Origin of the sequence: Nocardia wallacei (genome assembly GCF_014466955.1) — a bacterium.
GTDB classification, from domain to species: Bacteria; Actinomycetota; Actinomycetes; order Mycobacteriales; family Mycobacteriaceae; genus Nocardia; species Nocardia wallacei.
Window position 1 is genome coordinate 1,469,286 of sequence record NZ_AP023396.1, and the last position, 23,479, is coordinate 1,492,764.

General features: G+C 69.0%; 20 protein-coding genes. 6 read left to right on the forward strand and 14 right to left on the reverse strand.

Annotated elements, in window-relative coordinates; translation table 11 throughout:
* Positions 1–65: 65 nt before the first annotated feature.
* The 5 genes from NWFMUON74_RS06750 to NWFMUON74_RS06770 form a co-directional block, all read right to left on the reverse strand.
* The gene (locus NWFMUON74_RS06750) at positions 66–1,316 is read right to left on the reverse strand and encodes a fatty acid desaturase family protein (protein ID WP_187687105.1); all 1,251 of its coding nucleotides are present in this window, start codon (positions 1,314–1,316) and stop codon (positions 66–68) included.
* A gap of 97 nt (positions 1,317–1,413) precedes the next feature.
* Positions 1,414–2,814 carry a fatty acid desaturase family protein gene (locus tag NWFMUON74_RS06755; protein ID WP_187687106.1) on the reverse strand — a complete coding sequence of 467 codons (1,401 nt, stop codon included), beginning with the start codon at positions 2,812–2,814 and terminating at the stop codon, positions 1,414–1,416.
* 119 nt (positions 2,815–2,933) lie between these two features.
* Positions 2,934–4,097, reverse strand: a complete 1,164-nt coding sequence (locus NWFMUON74_RS06760) for a ferredoxin reductase (protein ID WP_425300848.1) — start codon at positions 4,095–4,097, stop codon at positions 2,934–2,936.
* An 84-nt stretch (positions 4,098–4,181) separates the two neighbouring features.
* Positions 4,182–4,760, reverse strand: a complete 579-nt coding sequence (locus NWFMUON74_RS06765; protein WP_425300847.1) for a DUF6912 family protein — start codon at positions 4,758–4,760, stop codon at positions 4,182–4,184.
* Positions 4,744–6,159: a WS/DGAT/MGAT family O-acyltransferase gene (locus NWFMUON74_RS06770; RefSeq protein WP_187687107.1), complete on the reverse strand. Its 1,416-nt coding sequence runs from the start codon at positions 6,157–6,159 to the stop codon at positions 4,744–4,746. The genes NWFMUON74_RS06765 and NWFMUON74_RS06770 overlap by 17 nt, the downstream gene beginning before the upstream one ends.
* 170 nt (positions 6,160–6,329) lie before the next feature.
* Here NWFMUON74_RS06770 and NWFMUON74_RS06775 point away from each other — a divergent pair, with 170 nt between their 5' ends.
* Both NWFMUON74_RS06775 and secA read left to right on the forward strand, forming a co-directional pair.
* Positions 6,330–6,875: an Rv3235 family protein gene (locus NWFMUON74_RS06775; protein WP_187687108.1), complete on the forward strand. Its 546-nt coding sequence runs from the start codon at positions 6,330–6,332 to the stop codon at positions 6,873–6,875.
* Between the two features lie 132 nt (positions 6,876–7,007).
* Positions 7,008–9,833, forward strand: a complete 2,826-nt coding sequence (gene secA, locus NWFMUON74_RS06780; RefSeq protein ID WP_187687109.1) for a preprotein translocase subunit SecA — start codon at positions 7,008–7,010, stop codon at positions 9,831–9,833.
* Positions 9,834–9,906: 73 nt separating this feature from the next.
* On the opposite strand, the gene NWFMUON74_RS06785 is transcribed toward secA, so the two are convergent.
* Entirely contained in the window at positions 9,907–10,086 is a 180-nt protein-coding gene (locus NWFMUON74_RS06785; RefSeq protein ID WP_187687110.1) for a hypothetical protein, read from the reverse strand.
* On the reverse strand, positions 10,083–11,495 hold the full coding sequence (locus NWFMUON74_RS06790) for an amidase (RefSeq protein ID WP_197986977.1): 1,413 nt from the start codon (positions 11,493–11,495) through the stop codon (positions 10,083–10,085). The genes NWFMUON74_RS06785 and NWFMUON74_RS06790 overlap by 4 nt, the downstream gene beginning before the upstream one ends.
* Positions 11,496–11,567: 72 nt before the next feature.
* On the opposite strand from NWFMUON74_RS06790, the gene NWFMUON74_RS06795 reads away from it, so the two are divergent.
* Complete coding sequence (locus NWFMUON74_RS06795; protein WP_187687111.1) at positions 11,568–12,002, forward strand: MerR family transcriptional regulator; 435 nt, start codon at positions 11,568–11,570, stop codon at positions 12,000–12,002.
* A gap of 188 nt (positions 12,003–12,190) precedes the next feature.
* On the opposite strand, the gene NWFMUON74_RS06800 is transcribed toward NWFMUON74_RS06795, so the two are convergent.
* Positions 12,191–12,832 carry a CatB-related O-acetyltransferase gene (locus tag NWFMUON74_RS06800; protein WP_187687112.1) on the reverse strand — a complete coding sequence of 214 codons (642 nt, stop codon included), beginning with the start codon at positions 12,830–12,832 and terminating at the stop codon, positions 12,191–12,193.
* Between the two features lie 52 nt (positions 12,833–12,884).
* A complete protein-coding gene (abc-f, locus tag NWFMUON74_RS06805; RefSeq protein WP_187687113.1) occupies positions 12,885–14,498 on the reverse strand; it encodes a ribosomal protection-like ABC-F family protein in 1,614 nt (537 codons plus the stop codon).
* A 155-nt stretch (positions 14,499–14,653) separates the two neighbouring features.
* On the opposite strand from abc-f, the gene NWFMUON74_RS06810 reads away from it, so the two are divergent.
* Positions 14,654–15,307: a TetR/AcrR family transcriptional regulator gene (locus tag NWFMUON74_RS06810; RefSeq protein ID WP_187687114.1), complete on the forward strand. Its 654-nt coding sequence runs from the start codon at positions 14,654–14,656 to the stop codon at positions 15,305–15,307.
* Between the two features lie 59 nt (positions 15,308–15,366).
* Here NWFMUON74_RS06810 and NWFMUON74_RS06815 read toward each other — a convergent pair whose 3' ends face one another.
* On the reverse strand, positions 15,367–16,140 hold the full coding sequence (locus NWFMUON74_RS06815) for a hypothetical protein (RefSeq protein ID WP_187687115.1): 774 nt from the start codon (positions 16,138–16,140) through the stop codon (positions 15,367–15,369).
* 977 nt (positions 16,141–17,117) lie between these two features.
* On the opposite strand from NWFMUON74_RS06815, the gene NWFMUON74_RS06820 reads away from it, so the two are divergent.
* Complete coding sequence (locus NWFMUON74_RS06820) at positions 17,118–17,891, forward strand: DUF8176 domain-containing protein (protein WP_187687116.1); 774 nt, start codon at positions 17,118–17,120, stop codon at positions 17,889–17,891.
* Positions 17,892–17,894: 3 nt separating this feature from the next.
* Here NWFMUON74_RS06820 and rsgA read toward each other — a convergent pair whose 3' ends face one another.
* From rsgA to NWFMUON74_RS06840, 4 genes are all read right to left on the reverse strand, one after another.
* Positions 17,895–18,896 (reverse strand): ribosome small subunit-dependent GTPase A, encoded by a 1,002-nt coding sequence (gene rsgA, locus NWFMUON74_RS06825; RefSeq protein ID WP_187688982.1) that lies wholly within the window; start codon positions 18,894–18,896, stop codon positions 17,895–17,897.
* Positions 18,893–20,197: a 3-phosphoshikimate 1-carboxyvinyltransferase gene (aroA, locus tag NWFMUON74_RS06830; RefSeq protein WP_187687117.1), complete on the reverse strand. Its 1,305-nt coding sequence runs from the start codon at positions 20,195–20,197 to the stop codon at positions 18,893–18,895. The genes rsgA and aroA overlap by 4 nt, the downstream gene beginning before the upstream one ends.
* Positions 20,198–20,262: 65 nt before the next feature.
* Positions 20,263–20,859, reverse strand: a complete 597-nt coding sequence (locus tag NWFMUON74_RS06835; RefSeq protein WP_342213625.1) for a Uma2 family endonuclease — start codon at positions 20,857–20,859, stop codon at positions 20,263–20,265.
* A 118-nt stretch (positions 20,860–20,977) separates the two neighbouring features.
* A complete protein-coding gene (locus NWFMUON74_RS06840; protein WP_187687118.1) occupies positions 20,978–22,486 on the reverse strand; it encodes an aldehyde dehydrogenase family protein in 1,509 nt (502 codons plus the stop codon).
* Positions 22,487–22,659: 173 nt separating this feature from the next.
* On the opposite strand from NWFMUON74_RS06840, the gene NWFMUON74_RS06845 reads away from it, so the two are divergent.
* On the forward strand, positions 22,660–23,457 hold the full coding sequence (locus NWFMUON74_RS06845) for an SOS response-associated peptidase (RefSeq protein ID WP_187687119.1): 798 nt from the start codon (positions 22,660–22,662) through the stop codon (positions 23,455–23,457).
* Positions 23,458–23,479: the final 22 nt, after the last annotated feature.

Consider the following 23,479-nt stretch of genomic DNA (forward strand, 5'->3'; position numbering starts at 1 on the left):
CCCGCACAAAGGCGCACCCCGTATCGGAGAGGGGAACCGATACGGGGTGCGTGAATACGGGAAGCTCAGGCGACGGCCGCCGCGGCCCGGCGCGCGATCCGGCGACGGCCCTCCTGCAGGGCCGTGCGCAGCCCGCGTCGGCGACCGGTGGCCGGGTCGATCGTGGCCGCACCGCCGAAGACGCGCTCGGACCTGGTCTCCGGGGCGTCGTCGGCGCTGCGGCGCAGGTACTTGTTCGGCAGCGACAGCTTGATGATGGTGCGCCACGACTTGGCGTACTGCACCGGCAGCGACCCGGTGGTGTAGGGCAGGTCGTACTTGTCGCACAGCTCGCGCACCCGCACCGCGATCGCCGCGAGCCGGTTGCTCGGCAGATCCGGGAACAGGTGATGCTCGATCTGGTGCGAGAGGTTGCCGGTCATGAAGTGCAGCAGCGGGCCACCGGAGATATTGGCGCTGCCCAGCATCTGCCGCAGGTACCACTGGCCCTGGGTTTCACCGTCGATGTCGGCCTTGGTGAACTTCTCGGCGCCGTCGGGGAAGTGGCCGCAGAAGATGACCGCGTTGGTCCACACATTGCGCACCACATTGGCGGTGATGTTGGCCGTCAGCGTGGAGAAGAACGCCGGGCCGGTCAGCAGCGGGAAGATCAGGTAGTCCTTGGCGACCTGCTTGCCGACCTTCTTCAGCACCAGGCGGCGGTCCGCCTCGAACTGTTTGCGCTCCGGGCTGTCGGCGGGCCACTTCTTCTTGGCGACCTTGCCCAGCTCCAGATGCTGGATCGCGACGCCGTATTCGAAGAACATCTGCAGCAGCAGGTTGTACACCGGCTGGCCGAGATAGAACGGCGACCAGCGCTGGTCGCGGGTGACGCGCAGCAGGCCGTAGCCGATGTCGTCGTCCATGCCCAGCACGTTGGTGTACTTGTGGTGCAGGAAGTTGTGCGTGATCTTCCAGTGCTCCGACGGGCCGACGTTGTCCCATTCCCACGTCGAGGAGTGGACCTCGGGATCGTTCATCCAATCCCACTGGCCGTGCATGACGTTGTGGCCGATCTCCATGTTCTCGATGATCTTGGCGGTGCTCAGCAGCGCCGTACCGGCCAGCCAGGCCGGCGGCAGGAAGCTGGCGAACAGCACCACGCGGCCGGAGATCTCGAGCGCGCGCTGTAGCCGGATCACATTGCGGATGTACTTGGCGTCGCGCTCGCCACGGGACGCCTCGATCTCGCGCCGGATCGAATCCAGCTCGGCACCGATGGCCTCCACATCCTCGGGGGTGAGGTGGGCGTATTCCTTGACATCCGAGATCGCCATGCCGGTTACACTACCGTAGGTTACGGCTCCGTAGGTTGTTGCTCGATCGATTCACAACTGTGGCGTACGCCGCATTGTGATCGTGGCCAACATGTGCTTAATTGGACCGCTGACGTCGGCGTACCCGCCGGATCGCGCGCTCGCGCAAGGCCCGTTGCCGCAGCACCTTCTTCTCCTGCCGGGCCTTGTCCTGCAGGGCCAGTTTCGCCTCGTGCAGCGACTCCTTCTCCTTCCGCGCCTTCTCCTTCAGCGCCACCTTCGCCTCGGCCAGCGCCGAGCGCAGCCCGCGCCGCTGCCCGGTCACCGGATCCACGGGCCAGTGGGACTCGGCCCACTGCTCGGTGCTCGGCAGCGCGGGCAGGGTGATCCCGGCGAACTTGCGCTCCGAGGAGGTCTCGGGGGCGTCGTCGGCGGTGCGCCGCAGGAACCGGTCCGGCAGCGCCAGCTTGTGGATGGTGCGGAAGGCGAGCAGATACTGCTTGCCCAGCGAGCCCGTGGTGTAGGGCAGGTCGTACTTGTCGCACAGCTCCCGGACTCGGCGCGCGACTTCCGGATAGCGGTTGCTGGGCAGATCCGGGAACAGGTGATGCTCGATCTGATAGCAGAGATTTCCGCTCATGAAGGCCATCACCGGGCCCGCGGAGAAGTTCGCGCTGCCGAGCATCTGCCGCAGATACCACTCGCCGCGGGTCTCGCCCTCCAGTTGCTCGATGGTGAACTTCTCGGCGCCGTCGGGGAAGTGGCCGCAGAAGATGACCGCGTAAGCCCACAGGTTGCGAACCAGGTTGGCGGCGGCGTTGGCCTTCAGCGTCGCCTTCCATCCCGGGCCGGTCAGTGCCGGGTAGATGACGAAATCCTTGCCGACCTGCCGGGCGATCTTGCGTCCGAACACGCGGTTCGGCTCCGACATCACCTGCCAGCGCGGCGTGCCGGACAGCTCCCTGTCGATGCTCCAGTCGTGCAGCGCGATACCCCACTCGAAGGTCGCGGCCAGCAGCAGGTTCGCCGCCGGCTGTGCCAGGTGCAGCGGCTTCCACTCCTCGTCCCGGGTCATCCGCAGGATCCCGAAGCCGAGGTCCTCGTCCTTGCCGAGCACGTTGGTGTAGGTGTGGTGGGAGTAGTTGTGCGCGCGCCGCCACTGCGCCGACGGCCCGGTCATATCCCACTCCCAGGTGGTGGAGTGGATCTCCGGGTCGTTCATCCAGTCCCACTGCCCGTGGCTGATGTTGTGCCCCAGCTCCATGTTCTCGATGATCTTGGCGACCGAGAGCATCGCGGTACCGGCCACCCAGGCCCACCGGTTGCGTCCCGCGAACAACGTCGCGCGGGCGGCCGCCTCCAGCATGCGCTGGGCGCGGATGGTGCGGCGGATGTAGGTCGCGTCGCGTTCGCCGAGCGATAGCTCGACATCCCGGCGAATCGCGTCGAGTTCCTGCCCCAGGGTCTCGATATCGGCCGCCGTCAGATGGGCGAATGCCTTGATATCGGTGATGGCCACCGCGTCTCCCTGCTCCCTGTGTTTCTCGGGCCGTGCCTTCGGTACGGCGTGTTCGCGGCCCGGAGGCTCGACTACCTTCGAGGGTATCGGGTTCCGGTGAACCCGAGTGGTGCCCGCGGCTACACGTCGAGGGTGCAGTCCCCGGCGGCGGCCGAGACGCAGGTCTGAATCTTCTCCCCGGCTTGATGTTCCGCGCCGTTGCGCAGATCGCGCACGTGGCCGTCGGTGAGAGACACGACACAGGTCTGGCAGATGCCCATGCGGCAACCGAACGGCATCTGCACACCGGCGTCCTCACCGGCCTGCATCAGCGTGGTGGCGCCGTCGACGGTCGCTGTGCGCCCGCTGCGGCCGAAGGTGACGGTGCCGCCCTGCCCGACCGCGGAGCGTTCCACCTCGAACCGCTCGATGTGCAGCTTGTCGCTGAGACCTGCTGCGGCCCAGTGCTTTTCGATGTCGTCGAGCATGCCCAGCGGGCCGCAGGCCCAGGTCTCGCGCTCGCGCCAGTCCGGGAACAGCTCATCGAGCCGGTCCAGGCCGAACTTGCCGTGCTCGGCGGTCAGATGCCGGTGCGAGGTGAAGCTCGGATGCTTGTCGTGCAGTTCGCTCAGCTCGGCGCCGAACAGCACGTCGTCGGCGGTGCGGGCGGAGTGCACGTGCACCACGTCGGGCCAGCTGCCGCGCCGGTCCATGGTGCGCAGCATGGCCATCACGGGTGTGATGCCGCTGCCCGCGGTCAAGAACAGCACCTTCGCGGGCGGCGGCTCCGGCAGCACGAAACCGCCCTGCGGTGCGGCCAGCCGCACGACGGTCCCCTCGGGGACCCCGTTGACAAGGTGGCTGGACAGGAAACCTTCCGGCATCGCCTTGACCGCGATGGAGATCAGCCGCTTGGACCGGCTGTCGGGATCGGTCCAGTCCGGCGGGCAGGTCAGCGAGTAGGAGCGCCAGTGCCAGCGGCCCCCGACCAGCACGCCGATGCCGATGTACTGACCGGGCGTGAACTTGAAATCGAACCCCCAGCCCGGCTTGATGACCAGCGTGACCGCGTCGGTGGTCTCCTTGCGCACCGACACGATGCGCCCGCGCAGCTCGCGCGCCGACCACAGCGGGTTGATCAGGTGCAGATAGTCGTCCGGCAGCAGCGGGGTGGTGACCCGGGCGGCCGCGCCGCGCAGCGCGTTCAGCCGCGTCCGGCCGGACATCTTCGCCTCGGCGACCGGTGCCTCCAACCATTCCCGGACGCCTTGTACGGATTTCAGGACCATCGTGCGGATGCTCATTTCACTGTGTTGAACGATGCCGGCGCGCTCGATTGCGCGCTCTCCCGGTGCCAGGTTACGGCATCGTAGGTTACCGCGGCACGCTCACATCAGTTCCAGCAGGAACGGCAGCTCCTGAGTGGCGTACCAGGCCAGTTGATGGTCCTCGGCGTCGCCGAGCACGAACTCGGCGTCCTCGTCGCCCAGATCCGCGGCGTCCACGACGTCCACGGCCTTGGCCACGGCCGGTTCGGCCTCGGCGAGGTCGACGTGCACGGAGGCGATCCGGTTGTAGGCGATCGGGCCGGACAGCCGGACTACGGCGTCGTCCAGGTCGGGGCGCAGCGCGGCGCCGGTGACGTCGGCGGCGATCACCGCGCGGCGGTAGACCGGCCCGGAATAGGGGCCGTCGTCACCCGCGGGCGCGCTGGCCGCCTCGCGCTCCTCGGCGAGCAGGCGCAGCGCCGCCCGGGCGGCCTCGCCCATCGCGACCTCGGCCAGTTCCTCGTCGTCGCCGGAGGCGTAGGCCTCGCGCAGCGCCGGGGTCACCGCGAACGCCGTGTCGTTGATCGCGCGGAGCTCCCGGTCGGCCACCAGCTCGCGCAGCATCGGGACGGTCGCCGGAACGTAGACGCGTAGCTTCCGGTCACCCGCGGGCTTGCCGGACTCACTGGACGCAGGCACCGAGCATCTCCTCCATGGATTCGTGCACCGCCGCGGACAGTACTCCGATATCGGCCATCGCATCGCGGTCGGCGTTCAGACCGTAGAACACGCGGCCGTCGTAGGACGTGATGCCGATGCTCGAGGCCTGGTTGCGCAGCAGCGGCGACACCGGGTACATCTCCAGCATCCGCGCGCCGCCGATGTACATCGGCCGCTGCGGACCCGGCGCGTTGGTGATCACCAGATCGAACGTGTGCTCTGCGAACGTACTCGCCGCCCGCACGCTCATGGCGTGCAGGCTCGCCGGGGCGAAACCAGCCATGTGCACCAGGGTGCGGGCCCGCACGCCGCGCCGATTCCGGGCGTGCGCCTCGATCGAGTGCGAGATGTGCGAGAGCCGCATCACCGGATTCGCCTCGCCCACCGGCAGATCGATCACGAACGACGACACCTCGCCGGCCGGTTTCAGCCGATCACCGTGCGGTCCCTCGAGGTACACCGACATCGGGACCACCGTCCGCAGCACCGCGGATTCGGTGAGCACCTCGTCGCGCGACTGCAGGAAGATGCGCAGCGCGCCGGTCACCACGGCCAGGATCACGTCGTTGACGGAGCAGTCGAAGTGCCGCCGGATCTCGCGGTAGTCCTCCAGATCGGTCCGGACCACGTCGAAGCGGCGGTTGCGGGAGGTGTGGGTGTGGAACGGGCCGTCGCGGCCCGACGCGGTGCCGCGCAGCAGCGAGACGGCCTTCTCCAGCGCGCGGCCGCCGACGAGCCCGAGCGCGTCGCCGCCGACCTGCCGCAGCACCTCGAACGCCTCGCGCGGCCGCCCGGCCAGCTCGATCAACGTCAGGGCCAGCAGTTCTACCTCGCCGGGCTCGCGCACCGCGATCCAGGCGTCGTCGGCGACCTCGCGCGGCGACGGTCCGGCGTCGAGGATGACGTGCCCGATCTCCAGTGCGGTGCCGCCGTCGACCAGCGCCGAATGCGTCTTGGTGAACACCGCCCGGCGGCCGCCCGACAGGCCCTCGATCAGGTACATCTCCCACAGCGGCCGGGTCGGGTCCAGGGGCCGCGACGCCAGCCGGGCCACCAGATCGTGCAGCTGCGCGTCGGTGCCCGGACCGGGCAGCGCCGCGCGGCGCACGTGATAGGTGATGTCGAACCGGCCGTCGTCCACCCACACCGGGCGGCCCAGGCCGAACGGGATCTCGCGCACCTTGCGCCGGTAGCGCGGGACCAGGGCCAGCCGGTTCTCCACCAGATCGACGAGTCCGTCGTAGTCCAGCGGCGCCCGGCCGGAGTCGTCGGCGGGCGCGGGATCACGCACGATCGCGAGGGAGCCGATGTGCATCGGATTGCTGCTCGACTCGAGCCGATGGAACGACGCGTCCTGCGGCGTCAGTCTCGTGATCACGCTGCCGGATGCTCCTTCCGATACCCGCTCCATTGTGATGTCACCGAAACCGCCCCGGCCCGGCGTGTGGGACATGTCGCGATACCGAGGAAAAGCCTTTGCGCCCGGCGGTCCCCATGGCATGCTGGTCCGATTCGTGTCAGGGGGAGACGACTACGAAGGGGGAATTCATGAGCAGCCGACGCCGGTCTCTGTCACGCGCGCCGAATTTCGAGCCACCGCTGGACGACGCCGGTGATTCCGGCCATCCGGTGCGGCACGGTGGTCCGGCGAGCCGAGCCACGCTGCCCTGCCATCATGCGTCCGCGCGCGGGCTCGTGTCCGGCGCCCCGGGCCGGGCGCCGCGCCGTTCGCCGCACGACGGACGCTCTACATCGTACCCCGCCGAGGGCGAAATAGATTCCGGGACAAAGCGATTCGCCGAACGATCGCTACGCCTGGTGCTGGAGGTGGTGGACGGCCGCCGGCCGGTCGCACAGCTGCGACCAGTCGCCGAGCCGACGGTGCTCGCGGCGGTCCGGACGCTCGTCCGCACCGGCGCGGCCGAGCGGCGGCTGGGCCCGGCGGTGCTGGCATCGGTCCGGACGACGATCGTGGCGCCCGGCACCGCCGAGGTCTGCGGCGGTTACGATCGCGGCAACCGGCGCTTCGCTGTCGCGGCCCGCATCGTCGTGCGCCGCGGTGAGTGGCGGTTGGCCGCACTGCGGCTCAGGTGAGAGCGGCGCCTACCATGGAGGCCGCATTACCATGGGCGTTGCCGCGGCATCCGCGTAACCGGACCCCGCCCGCGGGGACCCGGGGATGAAGCGCCGCAAACCACGACACCGACCAGAGGACTGACGAGACCCGTGCCTGCGCTGACACTGACGAGGTTGCTACGGATTGGTGAGGGCCGCGTCGTCAAGCGGCTCGCGCGGCTGGCCGACGAAGTGCTCGCCCTGGAGGACGAGTACGCCGACCTCACCGACGCGCAGCTGCGGGCCAAGACCGACGAGTTCCGGCAGCGCTACGCCGACGGCGAATCCCTGGACGAGATCCTGCTCGAGGCATTCGCCGTCGCCCGCGAGGCGTCCTGGCGCGTGCTGAACCAGAAGCACTACAAGGTGCAGGTGATGGGTGGCGCCGCGCTGCACATCGGCAATATCGCCGAGATGAAGACCGGTGAGGGCAAGACCCTGACCTCGGTGCTGCCCGCCTACCTCAACGCGCTCAGCGGCGACGGCGTCCACATCGTCACCACCAACGACTATCTGGCCAAGCGCGACTCGGAGTGGATGGGCCGCGTGCACCGCTTCCTCGGTCTCGAGGTCGGTTCGATCCTGTCCGGCATGACCCCGGCCGAGCGGCGCGTCGCCTACAACGCCGACATCACCTACGGCACCAACAACGAGTTCGGCTTCGACTACCTGCGCGACAACATGACCCACTCGCTGGAGGATCTGGTCCAGCGCGGGCACAACTTCGCCGTGGTCGACGAGGTCGACTCGATCCTGATCGACGAGGCCCGCACCCCGCTGATCATCTCCGGCCCCGCCGACGCCTCCTCGAAGTGGTACGCCGAATTCGCGCGCATCGCGCCGCTGCTGAAGAAGGACGTGCACTACGAGGTCGACATCAAGAAGCGCACCATCGGCGTGCACGAGCAGGGCGTGGAGTTCGTCGAGGACCAGCTGGGCATCGACAATCTGTACGAGGCCGCCAACTCGCCGCTGGTCAGCTACCTGAACAACGCGATCAAGGCCAAGGAGCTGTACGTCCGCGACAAGGACTACATCGTCCGCAACGGCGAAGTGATCATCGTCGACGAGTTCACCGGCCGCATCCTGGTGGGCCGCCGCTACAACGAGGGTATGCACCAGGCCATCGAGGCCAAGGAGAAGGTGGAGATCCAGCCCGAGAACCAGACGCTGGCCACCATCACGCTGCAGAACTACTTCCGCCTCTACGACAAGCTGTCCGGTATGACCGGTACCGCCGAAACCGAAGCGGCCGAGCTGCATTCGATCTACAACCTCGGCGTGGTGCCGATCCCGACCAACAAGCCGATGATCCGCGTCGACGAGTCGGATCTGATCTACAAGACCGAGGAAGCGAAGTTCGCGGCCGTCGCCGACGACATCGTCGAGCGGCACGAGCGCAACCAGCCGGTGCTGATCGGTACCACCTCGGTGGAGCGCTCGGAGTATCTGTCGAAGCTGCTCACCAAGCGCGGCATCCCGCACAACGTCCTCAACGCCAAGTTCCACGAGCAGGAAGCCCAGATCATCGCTGAGGCGGGTCGTCCGGGCGCGGTCACCGTGGCGACCAACATGGCCGGTCGCGGTACCGACATCGTGCTGGGCGGCAACCCCGACATCATCGCCGACACGCTGCTGCGCCGCCAAGGTCTGGACCCGGTCGAGACGCCGGAGGAGTACGAGCGGCACTGGCTGCCCACCCTGGAACGGGTGAAGCAGCAGGTCGAGGAGGATGCCGAGACGGTGCGTGAGGCCGGTGGCCTGTACGTGCTGGGCACCGAGCGGCACGAGTCGCGGCGCATCGACAACCAGCTGCGCGGCCGCTCCGGCCGCCAGGGCGACCCGGGCGAATCCCGCTTCTACCTGTCGCTGGGTGACGAGCTGATGCGGCGCTTCAACGGCGCGGCGCTGGAGTCGATCATGACCCGGCTCAACCTGCCCGACGACGTGCCGATCGAGGCGAAGATGGTCTCCCGCGCCATCAAGAGCGCCCAGACCCAGGTCGAGCAGCAGAACTTCGAGATCCGCAAGAACGTCCTGAAGTACGACGAGGTGATGAACCAGCAGCGCACGGTCATCTACGCCGAGCGCCAGCGCATCCTGTCCGGTGAGGACATGGAGGGCCAGGTCGAGAACATGATCACCGACGTGATCACGGCCTACGTCAACGGCGCCACCGCCGACGGCTACGTCGAGGACTGGGACCTGGAGAAGCTGTGGACGGCGCTGAAGACGCTGTACCCGATCGGCCTCGACTACCGCGACCTGACCGGTGAGAACTCCGACGGCGAGATCGGTGAGCTGTCCCGCGAGGAACTGCTCGACGCCCTCCTCGACGATGCCCACAACGCCTATCAGCGCCGCGAGAAGGAGATCGACGACCTGGCCGGTCCGGGCAGCATGCGCAATCTGGAACGCCAGGTGCTGCTGTCGGTGCTGGACCGCAAGTGGCGCGAGCACCTCTACGAGATGGATTACCTCAAGGAGGGCATCGGCCTGCGCGCCATGGCCCAGCGCGACCCGTTGGTCGAATACCAGCGCGAGGGCTTCGACATGTTCGCCGCCATGCTCGAGGGGCTGAAGGAGGAGTCGGTCGGCTTCCTGTTCAACCTGCAGGTAGAAGTCCAGCAGCCCCAGCCGCAGACCTCCGCGGTGGCCCCCGGCCTGCGTTCCCCGGTCGGCGCCGGCGCCCCCGTCGAGGAGCCGGTCAACGGCGCCCCGGCTGCCTTGCGCGCCAAGGGAATCGACCAGCGCGACGTCAGCGGCCTGACCTACTCCGGCCCGGACGAGGGCGGCCACGCGGCCCGCCACAGCGCCCGCGAGGAATACGGTGCCGACCCCGCCGACGACGGCATGACCCGCCGCGAGCGCCGCGAGGCCGCCCGCGCCGACTCCCGCCACGGCGCCAAGCCCCCGAAGTCCAAGCGCCGCAGGTAATCTCGGCAGCAAGCGCGCCCACCCCGCACAACGGGGTGGGCGCTCCTGTCCGGTCAGGTGACGAGGGTTCTTGTCACCGTGGCCGAATTGGCGTCGCGTCCTCGATGCCTGGCACGACGTACAGCGCGTCGATCGCCGCGCGCAGTCTCGGATAGCGGTCGATCATTTCCGCGAGCTCGACTCCGTGCGCGGGCAGGTTCGCGGCGTTCAGGGCGGCGGTGACGATCACCTCGGGCCGGTCGTTCCCTGTCATGCGCGCGCCTCGCTGCTCGTGGGGAAGGGGGAGCCGACGGCTCGGGGCCGATGCCACTCGGTGTGATCCTGGAAGGCCGCCGCCACTCGCAGCGCGGTGGCGTCCGCGAAACACGGCGCCGCGATCTGCATGGCGAGTGGCAGGCCTGCGGCGTTGTGGCCCATCGGCATCGACAGCACCGGATTGGCCACGCAGTTCCAGTACGGGGTGAACGCAGCGCCGTACGCCGCGTCATTGTCCTGATGCCCGGATTCGTCGGTCAGCGCGGCCAGGAGGGGCGCCGCGGCGGCAGCGGTCGGGGAAACGACGACGTCGACGGTGGTGAACAGCTCGGTCACCGCATCGTGCACTCGGGAGCGCACCCGCTGTGCCTGGACGTAGTCGGCGCCACCGATCATGGCCCCGTTCGCGAGCAGACTACGCGCCGCCGAGGTGTAATCCTCCCAGTGGCCGGCCAGATCGATGCGGTGCTGGGCGAGCCCTTCGACGCTCGCGACGACCATCGTCGCCGTGACGGCTTCGATCCAGAACGGCAACACGACCTCGGTGACCGCAGCTCCCAGCTCTGCCAGCACCGCGACCGCGCGCTCGAAGACCGCGGGCAATGCCGGGTCGGCCGTGGACGGCAGATGGTGTTCGCGGACAACGCCGATCCGCAGCCCGGCCAGTCCCGTATCGGGGTCCGGCGGCCGGAAGGTGTCGGGGTCCACACCTGCCAGCACGTCGAGTACGGCGGCGCAGTCGCGGGCCCCGTGGGCGAGCGGACCCACCCGGTCCAGGCTGTACCCCAGCGGCACACAGCCGTTCGTGGGCACCAGGCCGAAAGTCGGTGCCAGCCCGGTCACTCCGCAGAACGCCGCCGGCACCCGAATGCTGCCCGCGGTGTCGGTGCCCAGACCCGCGGAGAAGACACCCGCGGCCACCCCGGCGGCCGATCCCGAACTGGACCCGCCCGCCCACCGCCGCGGATCCCACGGATTACGCGGCACCGGAAAGGGTTTCGCCGGGTCCGGCAGGCCGCAGCCGAACTCCGTCGTCGTGGTCTTGCCGGTGATCACCGCGCCCGCGGCGAGCAGGCGCTCGACCACTTCGGCATGGCGTTCGGGTGCCCGCTCCCGCTGCCGGACGAGACTCTGCGCGGTTGTCGGCACCCCTGCGACGGCGATCAAATCCTTGACCCCGAACGGAATTCCGTGCAGCGGTCCGCGATCGTGCCCGGCGGCCAGCTCGCGATCGGCTCGTTCGGCGGCGGCCAGCGCGAGGTCATCGGTGCGGGTGACGTAGATCCCGAGCGGATCGTCCCACCGGTCGGCCGCGGCGAGCGCGTCCTCGACCAGTTCCGTACTGCAGACAGCGCCCGACCGTATCGCCGCGGCGGCCTCGCACAGCGTGAAGTGTTTCCGACTCAACCGAACTCCCAGGTCGTAGAGAAAGTTAGGATTACCTTGCTTCCTCAACCCGGGTTGAGTTCAAATGATCGGATGAACAAGTCGCCGGAGTCCTTCGGCATCGCCACGGTCGCCGCGCGCTTCGGCCTGCCGATCTCCACGCTGCACTACTGGGAGCGCCAAGGACTCCTGGTTCCGGACCGCCGGGCGGGCCGTCGCCACTACCCCCGCGATCAGGTGGACCGGATCGCGTTGATCAAGCTCTGGCGAGCGACGGGCCGCCTCGCCCTCGCCGATATCGCGGCCCTCCTGGACGGCGGCACCGGCCCGGACTGGCGCGCGACCGTGGCCGCCCGAATGTCCGCCATCCGCGCCGAAATGGACACCCTCGCCACCGCCCACGACTACCTGAGCGGCCTACTGGAATGCCGCCACCCCGGCAACCCGGCCGACTGCCCCGCCTTCCGCGCGGCAAGCACCGGCTGCGGGGGTACTGCTTCGACTCCGCCGACGACTGAGAAGCGTTGATGCGCAACGCTTACAGCGAGGTGTATTCGCAGAGTCGTGTTCGTACACATAGACGACGGCTCTGTTGTCCACGTTCTCGACTCGCCAGAAGTGTGGTATTCCGGCGTCGATGTTCCGAGTCACCAGTATGTACCGCAACGGGCGGCCCGACGACCGTCGGAATGCACGTAAGGCGACGATGTGAGTCGTCAGCGAGGCCGCAGTCCTTCCAGTTCGGTGACGGTGCCGGACATGATCACCCGGATGTGCTCGGTGATGTGCTCCACCGGCCAGTCCCACCAGCCCACCTCCAGCAGCCGCGCGATATCGCGCTCGTCGTACCGGGTGCGGATGAGCCGGGCCGGATTGCCGCCGACGATGCCGTAGTCGGGGACGTCGGCGGTGACGACGGCCCGCGCGCCGATGATCGCGCCGTGCCCGATCCGCACCCCGGGCAGTACCGTCGCGCCGTAACCGAACCAGACGTCGTTGCCGACGATCGTGTGTCCGCGATTCGGCAGCTCGGCCAGCAGGTCGGAGTGCTCCGACCACGCGGCGCTCATCATCGGGAAGGGGAACGTCGAAGGCCCGTCCATGCGGTGATTGGCGCCGTTCATGATGAAGCGGACCCCGGTGCCGAGCGCGCAGAACTTCCCGATGATCAGCTTCTCGGGTCCGTAGTGATACAGCACGTTGCGGGTCTCGAAGGCGGTCGCATCGTCGGGGTCGTCGTAGTAGGAGAATTCCCCGACCTCGATCAGCGGCGAGGTGACCAGCGGCCGCAACATCACGACACGCGGCTGGCCGGGCATGGGGTGCAGGACGGTCGGGTCCGCGGGAACCGCAGGCATAGCGAATCTCCTTCTGTGAGAACGTAAGTGGTGTGCTCGGCGGTGCCGGGCGTCAGGTACCGGCGGCGGCCGGTGTCCGAAGATCCAGCCGGGCGCCCTGCCACCGCGCCCGCAACCGCCGATCGTGACTGACGATCACGAGCGCGCCCCGATAGGCGGCCAGGGCAGCCTCCACATCCTCGACCAGGCCGGGGGACAGGTGGTTGGTCGGCTCGTCCAGCAGCAACACATCCGACGGCTCGGTGACCAACCGCGCCAGCGCGAGCCGCTGCCGCTGCCCGGTGGACAGCTGCTCTACCGGTGTCGCGAGCCGACCCCGGTCGAACAGGCCCAGCGACAGCAGCCGCTCGGCATGCTCGGCGAGATCCCCGGTGCGACCGCGGGCGAAGGCGGCCAGCAGCGTCTCGCCGGGTGCGGCGGGGCGCGGCTGCTGCTCGAGGAATCCGATGCTGCCGCCGCGGGTGACGGTGCCGCCGTCCGGAGCGAGTTCCCCGGCGAGTACCCGTAGCAGGGTGGTCTTGCCCGCGCCGTTCGGTCCGGTGATCAGCAGACGGTCACCGGCCCGGACCGTGACGCTGGTCCGGTCCAGCCGCCCCGCGACGGTGACGTCGGTGGCGTCCAGTACGGTGCCGCGCGCCCGGCCCGTTCGCACGGCGGCGGTGAAACGCAGCGGCTGCGGGGGCGGCGGAACCGGCTCGGCGAGCAGGCGGCGCAGGCGCTCCTCGGCGTTGCGGACGCGGGCGGCCAGCGACTGCTGCACTCGCCCACCGGCCCGGTCGTAGGCCATCTTGTTGTTGTCCCGCATCGCGCGCCCGGGGGCGACGCGGCGTGCCGTGGTCGCGGCGGCCTCGCGCAGCCGCTCGACATCGGCCTGCCACTGCGCGTGCTCCTGCGCCCATCGCGCCCGCGCCGCCGCCTTCCCCGCGAGGAATCCGGCATAGCCGTTGCCGTAGCGCACCACCCCCCGGGTGTCCCCGTCGACTTCCAGCAGGCTGGTGGCGACCCGCTCGAGGAATACCCGATCGTGTGATGCCACCACGGTGGTGCCACGCCGGGTACGCAGGTGTTCCTCGAGCCAGCTCAGGGCGGCGTCGTCGAGGTGATTGGTCGGCTCGTCGAGCAGCAGCACCTCGGCGCCCGCGGCCAGCACGGCGGCCAGGCGCAACCGCACCTGCTCGCCGCCGGACAGCCCGCCCACGGTGCGGTGCCGATCCACCAACCCCAGGCCCAGGCCGTGCAGCGCCCGTTCCACCCGGGCGTCGGCGTCGTAACCGCCGCGCAGCTCGAAAACCGTTGCCACTTCGCCGTATTCGGCCATCGCGGACTCGTCGCCCGCGGTCATGGCGACCTCGAGACGGCGCATCCGCCGCTCGATCGCGCGCAGCTCGCCCAGCGACCGATCGATGACCTGCTGGACGGTCAGTTCCGGCGACAGCCGCTCGTCCTGCGCGAGATATCCCACCCCGCCGTGGGCTTGGACGACGATCTCACCCTGATCGGGCCGCTCCCGCCCGGCGAACAGGCGCAGCAGGGTGGTCTTGCCGGATCCGTTCTCGCCGACTATGCCGGTGCGCTCACCTGCGGCGAGCGCACACGTCACCGCGTCGAGGACGGATCGGCCGTCGAAGGATTTGCTGACCGCGAGCGCGGTGATCTGGGTTGGCATGCGTGCACTCCGAAGCGTTCGAGGACTGCGCGGCCATGGGGGACCGCAGGGCCGGGTGAACACTCCGGAAGAACATCGGCAACCTCACTAGTGCGACAACTGTTGCATTAAGATAGCGCCGTAACCCTGCCCCGTCAAGCAAACGGATCCCGACGATGAATCCCGCACCCCCTGCCGGCAGCTCCCGGCCGACCGGCGGCTCCGGTCCGGCCGCCCATGCCCGCCCGGGCGGCCGGACCGCCCGCATCCGCGCCCAGGTGCTCGAAGCCGTGCAGGCGGAACTGGCCGAGCACGGCTACGACGCGCTGACCATCGACACCGTGGCCGCCCGCGCCGGAGTCCACCGCGCGACGATCTACCGGCGCTGGCACGACGTCGGCGGGTTGATCGCCGATATCTTCACCGCCGCGGCCGATCTCGACTGGCAGCCGGCCGACACCGGCTCACTGCGCGGAGATCTGGCGGCGCTCAACACCGAAATTCAGGATTCGCTACTCGAGCAGCCGTCGATCGCCGCCGCCCTGATCGCGGTGTCGTTCCGGTCGGAGGAGGCCGCCCGCGCGCTGCGACGCCTGTGGGAGGACCGGTACGCGCAGTGCGAGATCGTCGTGGAGCGGGCGATCCGGCGTCGAGAACTTTCCCCCGATGTCGATGCGCGTGCGCTGCTGGTCGCCTCGACCGCGCCGCTCTACCACCAATTGGTGCTGCTGCGCACGCCGCCCGATCCCGGTCTTCCCGACCGTGCGGCCGACGCCGCCGCGCTCGCCGCTTCCGCCGGCGCATTTCCGTTGCGTGCCGAGCGGCGATAAGGCAATGGGCACCCGCTCCGTAGTGGAGCGGGTGCCCATCGTGTGTGTGTTCGCGAACCTCAGCGTTCCGCGGCCGACCCCGCGAACAGCGGGACCTCGGTCCGGGCGGTGCTCGGCGCGAACGGCAGGCGCACGATCATCCCGTCCAGGCGGCGAGCCTCGGCGTGTGGCCGCTCGTCGGGCTGCGGCGCGGGGACGGCGGCCCGGCGCTCGTCGGATGCATTGAACGCCTTGGCCGTATACGTGATCTCGGGCGCCGGGGTCGGCTGGGCCGGGGCGTCCGGACCGGGACCGGCGGGCAGTTCGGTCGCGGTCTGGCCGTGGCTGCGGATCGGCATGATGGAGGTCAGCACGATCAGTACGGAGCCGAGCGCGGTGATGCCGCCGAGCATGGCCGCCGCGCCGAGGCTGACGCTGGCGACCTCGCGGATATTGGAGGTGCCGTTGCCCGACAGCAGGTCTCGCAGCCCGCCGGTGCCGGAAGTCTCGACCAGGGTCTTGAACGGCTGGCTCTTGCCGTTGAGGTACAGCAGGGTGCAGAACACCGAAAGTGCTTGCCCCGCACTGGATCCCAGGACCAGCAGGGCCAGTGAGGCGCTACCGTCGCGCAGGTACAGGCCGACCGCGAAGATCGTCGTGATGGCCGCCGCGGCGGTGAGAATGCCCCAGCCGCCGCTGATGTGGGCCGGGTACGCGCCCTCGCCCCAGGTATCGGCGGTGTTCGAATCGGTGGTGCCCTGCGTCCGGCCGAAGGCGTCGGCCAGGATGCGGCCGTTCGGCCCCTGCGCGGTGAGCCAGGGCTGGAAGAGCAGGACGGTGGTGGCGAGGCTCAACGCTGCCGCACATAGGAAACCCCAGTACACACGTACGTCGCGAGCGGTCGTCGCGAGATCGCGTGCCTGCCGCCCGTTCTCGGGTCGACGAAGCTGAACTTCATTGCTGTGCCGTGGGTTTGGCTGAACCATTCTTCTGAGCCTGAGGCTTTCTTTATATCGTTGGACCGGTGAGGTGAACGGGGATCGCCCATTTTCTCCGGTCGAATATTTAGTTTGAATCGGCGACGGGCTGCTTCGACCGTCGGAATTACCGTAGAACCGAGTACTGACGAGGTCAACCGCAACAACGGTACCACCCGGAGAGCTGGGTCACATCGAAGTTTGCGAAATGTCTACGACTCAGAAATTGGAGGCGAGTCGTTGGACAGTGTCCGAATCGCCGTCTTCCGTGGGGTTTGCCCTCCGGGTGCCGGGACGGTCGCGCGGGTACGGCGGCGAGCCGCGGGCATGCCTGCCGGTCGGATCCTGTGACACGATTAACATGCCTGGTCTGAGACCTGGATCACGCCTGTTCCAGGCGGTGGCAGGGGTGCTGCTGGCCAGGCTGCCGACGGCCCGGCCGGGTCCGGCGGGATCGGGTCGCAGTATGTGTTTCCGGCAAGTTACTGATAGCGAGCGGCGGTGGTGGCCGTCCGCTGTCCTCGCTGCGCCACCGGCGCTTGTCGGACATTGCGGGCGGCAATTATTTTCATCGGCCGAGTAACGGTATTCCGATAACGGCCCGCTGCGGTATGTTTCTGTTCGGTATTGATTCCGTTGCACGTTTCTCCGCGTGGCCTCCGTGGTTTTGTCCCGGGAGAAATGATCATGATTGCGGTGGCGGGAACGGCCCGAATGCGAGAGACTGTTCGGGCTCGGCGCAACTATCCATTGTTGCCAATGATGGGAAGGCGTTGTTGTTGTGAGTGGCGACGCCGCGGTGGCATCGTCGTCGTGGTGTGAGACCTCTTGTGGGACAGGAGGGAAGGAGAGCGGTGGGTGCGGATATCGGCCGGTCCAACCGGCCCGCTGATACCGGGCCCGGACCGGAGCAACTGCCGGGGTTCGGTCCGCCTCTGGGGCCTCCCGACTGGCTGATGCAGGACATCCCCGCGCAGCAGCCGGGGCTGACGTGGCAACCCGGTGACGCCCCGGCGAGCACACCGGCCGCCGCGCCGCCGATTCCGACGCCGGAGTGGGCGCTCGACCCTGATGTCGTACAGCGCACGCTGGCCCCGCCCGCTCGCAAATCACGCCGGGTGCCGGGGCGGCTGCGGGTCGTACTCGCCGTCGCGCTGGTGGCTTCCGCCGTCGCCGTGGGCGCGATTGTGGCACTGGCGGCGGGCGGCCAGCGCGACGAGTCCGGTGCCCCCGTGGCGGCGCCGCCCCCGCCGAAACCGGCCTGCGCGCCGGAACAGACGGGCAACCTGACCATCGGCAACGGCCCCGGCGACACCGCCAGCGGCGCGGGCGCGATCCTCGGCTTCGAGCACGCGTACTACGCCGAGCGCAGCGGCCGCAACGCGCAGGCCTTCGTCGCGCCCGACACGGTCAACGTCTCCAAGGCCGAGGACATGCAGCGCGGGATCGACGCCGAGATCCCGATCGGCACCACGCACTGCGTCCGCGTCGTCGAACGGGCATGGGACTCCTTCGACGTGGACATCGAGGAACGCCGCCCGAACGGCACGGTGATCGTCTACAAGCAGCACATGCGCACCGTCGTCCGCGACGGCCGCAACGTGGTCTACGAGATCTCCGACCGCTAGTCGCTAGCCGTTCCCGACCATCCACGGATCGTTGGAATTGAGGGCGACGAGCAGGCGGCGGATGGCCTCGACCCGGCGCTGCTTGCCGGGAAGTTCGTCCAGCGCGCATTCCGGGTCGGCGGGCGGACCGAGGTGGGTGCAGCCGCGCGGGCAGTCCTCGATGGCCTCGGCCAGGTCGGCGAAGGCCTGGATGACGTCGTCGGGGGTGATGTGCGCCAGGCCGAAGGAGCGAATGCCGGGAGTATCGATGACCCAGCCCCCGTCGGGCAGCGCCAGCGCCACCGACTGGGTGGAGGTGTGCCGTCCCTTGCCCACCCCGGACACCACGCCCACGGCCCGATCCGCTTCCGGCACAAGGCGATTCACGAGTGTGGACTTGCCGACGCCGGAGTGGCCGAGCAGGCAGCTGAGCTTGTCCCGCAGCAGCGCGTCGATGTCGTCGAGCGGGTCGTCGCGGCCGCCGAAGACGATGGTGAGATCGAGATCCCGGAATTCCGTGGCGAATTCGGATTCGGCCGCCAGATCGTGTTTGGTCAGGCACAGAATCGGTTCCAGCCCACCGGCATACGCGGCGGCCATGGCGCGCTCCACGAATCCGGTGCGCGGCGGCGGGTCGGCCAGCGCCACCACGATGAACAGCTGCTCCGCGTTGGCCACCACCACCCGTTCGAACGGATCGGTGTCGTCGGCGGTGCGGCGCAGCACCGTGCGGCGGTCGGCCACCCGCACGATGCGGGCGAGTGTGTCGGGGCGGCCGGACAGATCGCCCACCACGTCGACCTGATCGCCGACCACGATCGGGGTGCGGCCCAGCTCCCGGGCCCGCATCGCCACGATCGGCCGCTGCGGGTCGCCGCCCAGCACGCAGCTCCACCGGCCCCGGTCCACCGCGGTGACCATGGCCTGCTCGGCGTCGCGGTGTTCGGGCCGGGTCTTCGTGCGAGGACGCGAGCCCCTGCCCGGGCGCACCCGGACATCGGACTCGTCGTACTCGCGGCGTCTCAGCGCACCGCTCCCGCCGGGCCGGCGTCGACCTGGCCGTCGGACAGCATGGCGTCCCAGAGTTCGACGAAGTTCGGCAGCGTCTTGGCGGTGGTGCCGATGTCCTCGATCGTCACGCCCGGCACCCGCAGGCCCAGAATGGCGCCGGCGGTGGCCATGCGATGGTCGGCGTAGGAGTGCCAGCGGCCGCCGCGCAGCGCGGTGGGTTCGATGTGCAGGCCGTCCTCGGTCTCGGTGACCTTGCCGCCGAGGCGATTGATCTCGGTGGACAGGGCGGCCAGCCGGTCGGTCTCGTGCCCGCGCAGGTGCGCGATGCCGCGCAGCCGAGAGGGGGAATCGGCCAGCGCCGCCAGCGCCGCGACGGTCGGGGTGAGCTCGCCGACGTCGTGCAGGTCGATATCGATACCGGCGAGCCGGTCCGGGCCGCGCACCACCAGCTTGCCGTCGGAGCGGCGGGCCTCGGCGCCCATGCGCACCAGGATCTCCCGGATCACGTCGCCGCCCTGAGTGGTCAGCGACGGCCAGTGCGGGACGGTCACCTCGCCGCCGGTCACCGCCGCGGCGGCCAGAAACGGGGTGGCGTTGGACAGATCGGGCTCGACGTCCCAGTCCACGGCGTGGATCGGGCCGGGCGCCACCGACCAGACCTGTTCGGCGCGTGGGCCACTCGGCGCCTGCACCTCGACGCCCGCTTCCCGCAGCATCTGCACGGTCATCGCGATGTGCGGCAGCGACGGCAGCGGCGCGCCGTCGTGCCGCACGGTCACGCCCTGCTCGAAGCGCGCCGCCGACAGCAGTAGTCCGGACACGAACTGCGAGGAACCGGACGCGTCGATGGTCACCTCCCCGCCGCGCAGCGTGCCGGAGCCGTGCACCACGAAGGGCAGCGAATCGCCGTCGATCTCCACGCCGAGCCGCCGCACCGCGTCCAAAATCGGACCGAGCGGACGCAGCCGGGCCTGTTCGTCGCCGAAGAACGCCACGTCGCCGTGGGCGAGCGCGGCCACCGGCGGCAGGAAGCGCATCACCGTGCCGGCCAGCCCGCAATCGACGGTCGCGTTGTGCAGCGCCTCCGCCGGGGTGACGGTGAGAGTGTCACCCTCCCCGTCGATTTCGGTGCCCATCGCCCGCAGCGCGGCGCTCATCAGATCGGTGTCACGGCTGCGCAGCGCACCGGTGATCGTCGAGGGACGGTCGGCCAGCGCGGCCAGAATCAATGCCCGGTTCGTGATCGATTTCGACCCGGGCAGGGTCACGGTCGCGTGCACGGATCGGTCGGTATGGGGCGCGGGCCAGAAACTCACCCCCCTATCTTCTCCTACGACCGGTCGGAGACACCGCCCGGTCACGAACTCGTGACCCGGCGAGTTCAGAACTCCAGCTCGGACCAGGGGATATGGATCGGGAAGGGGTGGTCGATGGCGATGCCGTCCACGTCGTCAGCCGTCCACTCGCCGACCGCCAGGTAATTGGCGGGACGCAGCGGTCGGACTCCCTCGGGCAGCAGTCCCGGCCTCGTTTCGAGAGCGAAGGCGTGAACAGCGTCGATGGCGCTGTCGTCAGTGCACCTGCCAGTACCAAGGAATTCCGGCACCGGCGTAGCGGGCTTTTTTCCCTCGATGTCGACCTGCGAGTTCGACGGTGAGAGAACCTCTCCCGCCAGCAGCACATCGCTCGCGCGGATGGCCTGGTACGGCGCACCGAGACAACGGTGGATCATGAAGTCGGGCGTCATGAAATCGGACTTGCCGGACGAACCGAAGAAGATGTTGGTTTCGAAGTCGGCGACCCAGCAGCGTTCGGTGTTCGCCGCCATGTCCTTTCGAGTCCATAGCTCGAGTGCGTTGGTCAAGCGGCGGATGAACATTTGATGCTCGCCGGATCCGCGACGCACCCAGACCACGCGCCCGTTCCACAGCTCGATCTGCCCGGCAAGGTCATCGGGGAGTTTTCCAACTCTTCCCACGTCATGTATTCGGGAAGATCAGGCCGCTCGACTCGAGTGAGTGACATGCGCCAATGATAATCGGAGGCCAGTGCGGGTCGACGGTGTTCGAACCGACCGCACCGGCGCTCGCGAAAACCTACTTGTGGCGGCCGTGGAGGAGGGGCACGATGCGCCGGAGCAGTTTCATGGTGCTCTCGGTGCGGTTGTAGCTCAGCAGGGCCATGCCGGGAATCGTGAAGCGCTGCACCGCGATCGAGTGCGGGGCGGTGAATTCCAGCATGCCGGGGGCGCCGTGGATGCGGCCGATGCCCGAGTCGCGGCCGCCGCCGAAGGGCAGGGCGGAGATCGCGGCGAAACCCAGCACCGAGTTGACCGAGGTGGCACCCGCCTTGATGCGGCGGGCGATCTCGAGGCCGTGCTTGCGCGAGAAGACCGCCGAACCGAGCGAATAGGTGGAGTTGTTGGCCAGCTCCACCGCCTCGTTGACGCTGTCGACGGTGCGGATGGTGACCGTCGGGCCGAAGGTCTCCTCGCGGACGGCCGCGGCACTCTCGTCCACGTCGACCAGCACCACCGGCTCGATGTAGGCGCCCCGCACCGAGTCGGGGCCGCCGAGCACCGCAGTGCCGCCGTTCTTCAGCGCGTCCTCGATGTGGCGGCGCACGATGTCGATCTGGCTCGGCATGGTCATCGGGCCGTAGGAGGCCTTCTCGTCGGAGCCGGGATGCACATCGGACAGAATCTTCTTCACCTCGGCGACGAACTGGTCGCTGATCGAGGCGTCCACGTACACGCGCTCGACACCGGCGCAGGTCTGGCCGCTGTTCATGGTCGCGCCGTAGGCGACCGCGTCGGCGGCGGCCTTGATATCGGCGTCCGGCGCGACGATGACGGCGTCCTTGCCGCCGCACTCGAGCAGCACCGGCGTGAGCCGGTCGGCGGCGGCCGCCATGATCTTCTTGCCGGTGGCCGCGGAACCGGTGAACGCCACCTTGTCGATGTCGGCGCGCACCAGCGCGGCGCCGGTCTCGCCGTAGCCGTTGACGGTGACGAAGACGCCCTCGGGCAGTTCCGGGTTGGCCTCGGCGAACGCCTTCGCGACGAAATTGCCGATGCTGGTGGAGTATTCGCTCGGCTTGTACACCACGGTGTTGCCGGCGGCCAGCGCGTAGGCGATCGACCCGTTCGGGGTGTAGACGGGGTAGTTCCACGGCCCGATCACACCGATCACACCCAGCGGGCGCTGTTCGATGTAGGCGCCGAAGTTGGACATCAGCGCGCCGGGGGAGACCTTCTTGGGCTTCAGCACCTTCTCGGCGTTCTTGGCGGCCCAGGAGATGTGCTCGAGGGCGAGCATCAGTTCGAGGAACGCGTCGTCGCGCGGCTTGCCGTTCTCGGCGTGGATCAGGTCGCACAGCTCGTCGGACTTGGTGACCAGCCGGCTGGCCCAGCGCAGCAGATACCGCTTGCGTTCGGCGTAGGACAGCGCGCCCCAGACGGCGGCGGCTCCACGCGCTTTCTCGACGGCCGCGCCGACCGCCTGCGCGTCGGCGATCGGATGGGTGGCGATGACCTCGCCGGTGGCCGGATTGACCGAAGTCAGAGTGGTGTCACCGGCGACGGCGGTGGACTCGGTGGTGGACATGGTTCGGCGGCCCCTAATGAGAGAGTTACGGCACGAAGTTCTCATACCCTAGATGTGAAGTCAACCGCCTTCAGTTGCATTTCCGGCCATCTTTCGCGCCGTCCGGTCACGCGGGGTGCGGCGGCTGCCCGACTCGACCGGAATTCGTCGGTGGGCGGTGGCAGCATGGGGGCATGTGCGGCAGATATGCGACGACGGCCAACCCCGCCAGGCTGGCGGCCGAGCTCGACGCGATCGACGAGACCGGTGACCCGCCCGACCTGGACCGCGCGAACTACAACGTGGCCCCCACCAATCAGGTGCTCACCGTGGTCGAGCGGCACGACCACGACCATCCGGAAGACGATCCGGCGCTGCGGATCCGGCGCATGCGGTGGGGCCTGATCCCGGTCTGGACCAAGGCGTCCGAGCCGGGCGTCCCGGCCAAGGGCAAGCCGCTGTTCAACGCCCGCGCCGATCGTGCGGCGTCAGCCCCCTCGTTCCGCGACGCGACGAAGAAGCGCCGCTGCCTGGTGCCCATGGACGGCTGGTACGAGTGGCTCGTCGAGCCCGCGCCCACCGGTAAGGGAAAAGCTGTCAAGCAGCCTTTCTACATGTCGAACGCCGACGGCTCCCGGTTGTACATGGCGGGTCTGTGGTCCACCTGGCGCGATCGCTCGGTCGAGGGCATGGCCCCGATCCTGTCGTGCACGATCCTGACCACCGACGCCGTCGGCGACCTGACCAGGATCCACGACCGGATGCCGCTGGTGATGCCGCGCGAACACTGGGACGCCTGGCTCGACCCCGACCATCCCGCACCGGAGGAACTGCTGGAAACGCCTGGGCCGGAACGGGTTTCGGGCATCGTCGCCCGCCCGGTCGCCCCGCTGGTGAACAGCGTCCGCAACAACGGCCCCGAACTGCTCGCGCCCGCGCCGGGAGCGCCCGCTCCCGAGGGCGAACAGGCCGGGCAGATCAGCCTGATCTGAACCCGGCCCGCACGGCGAGGGG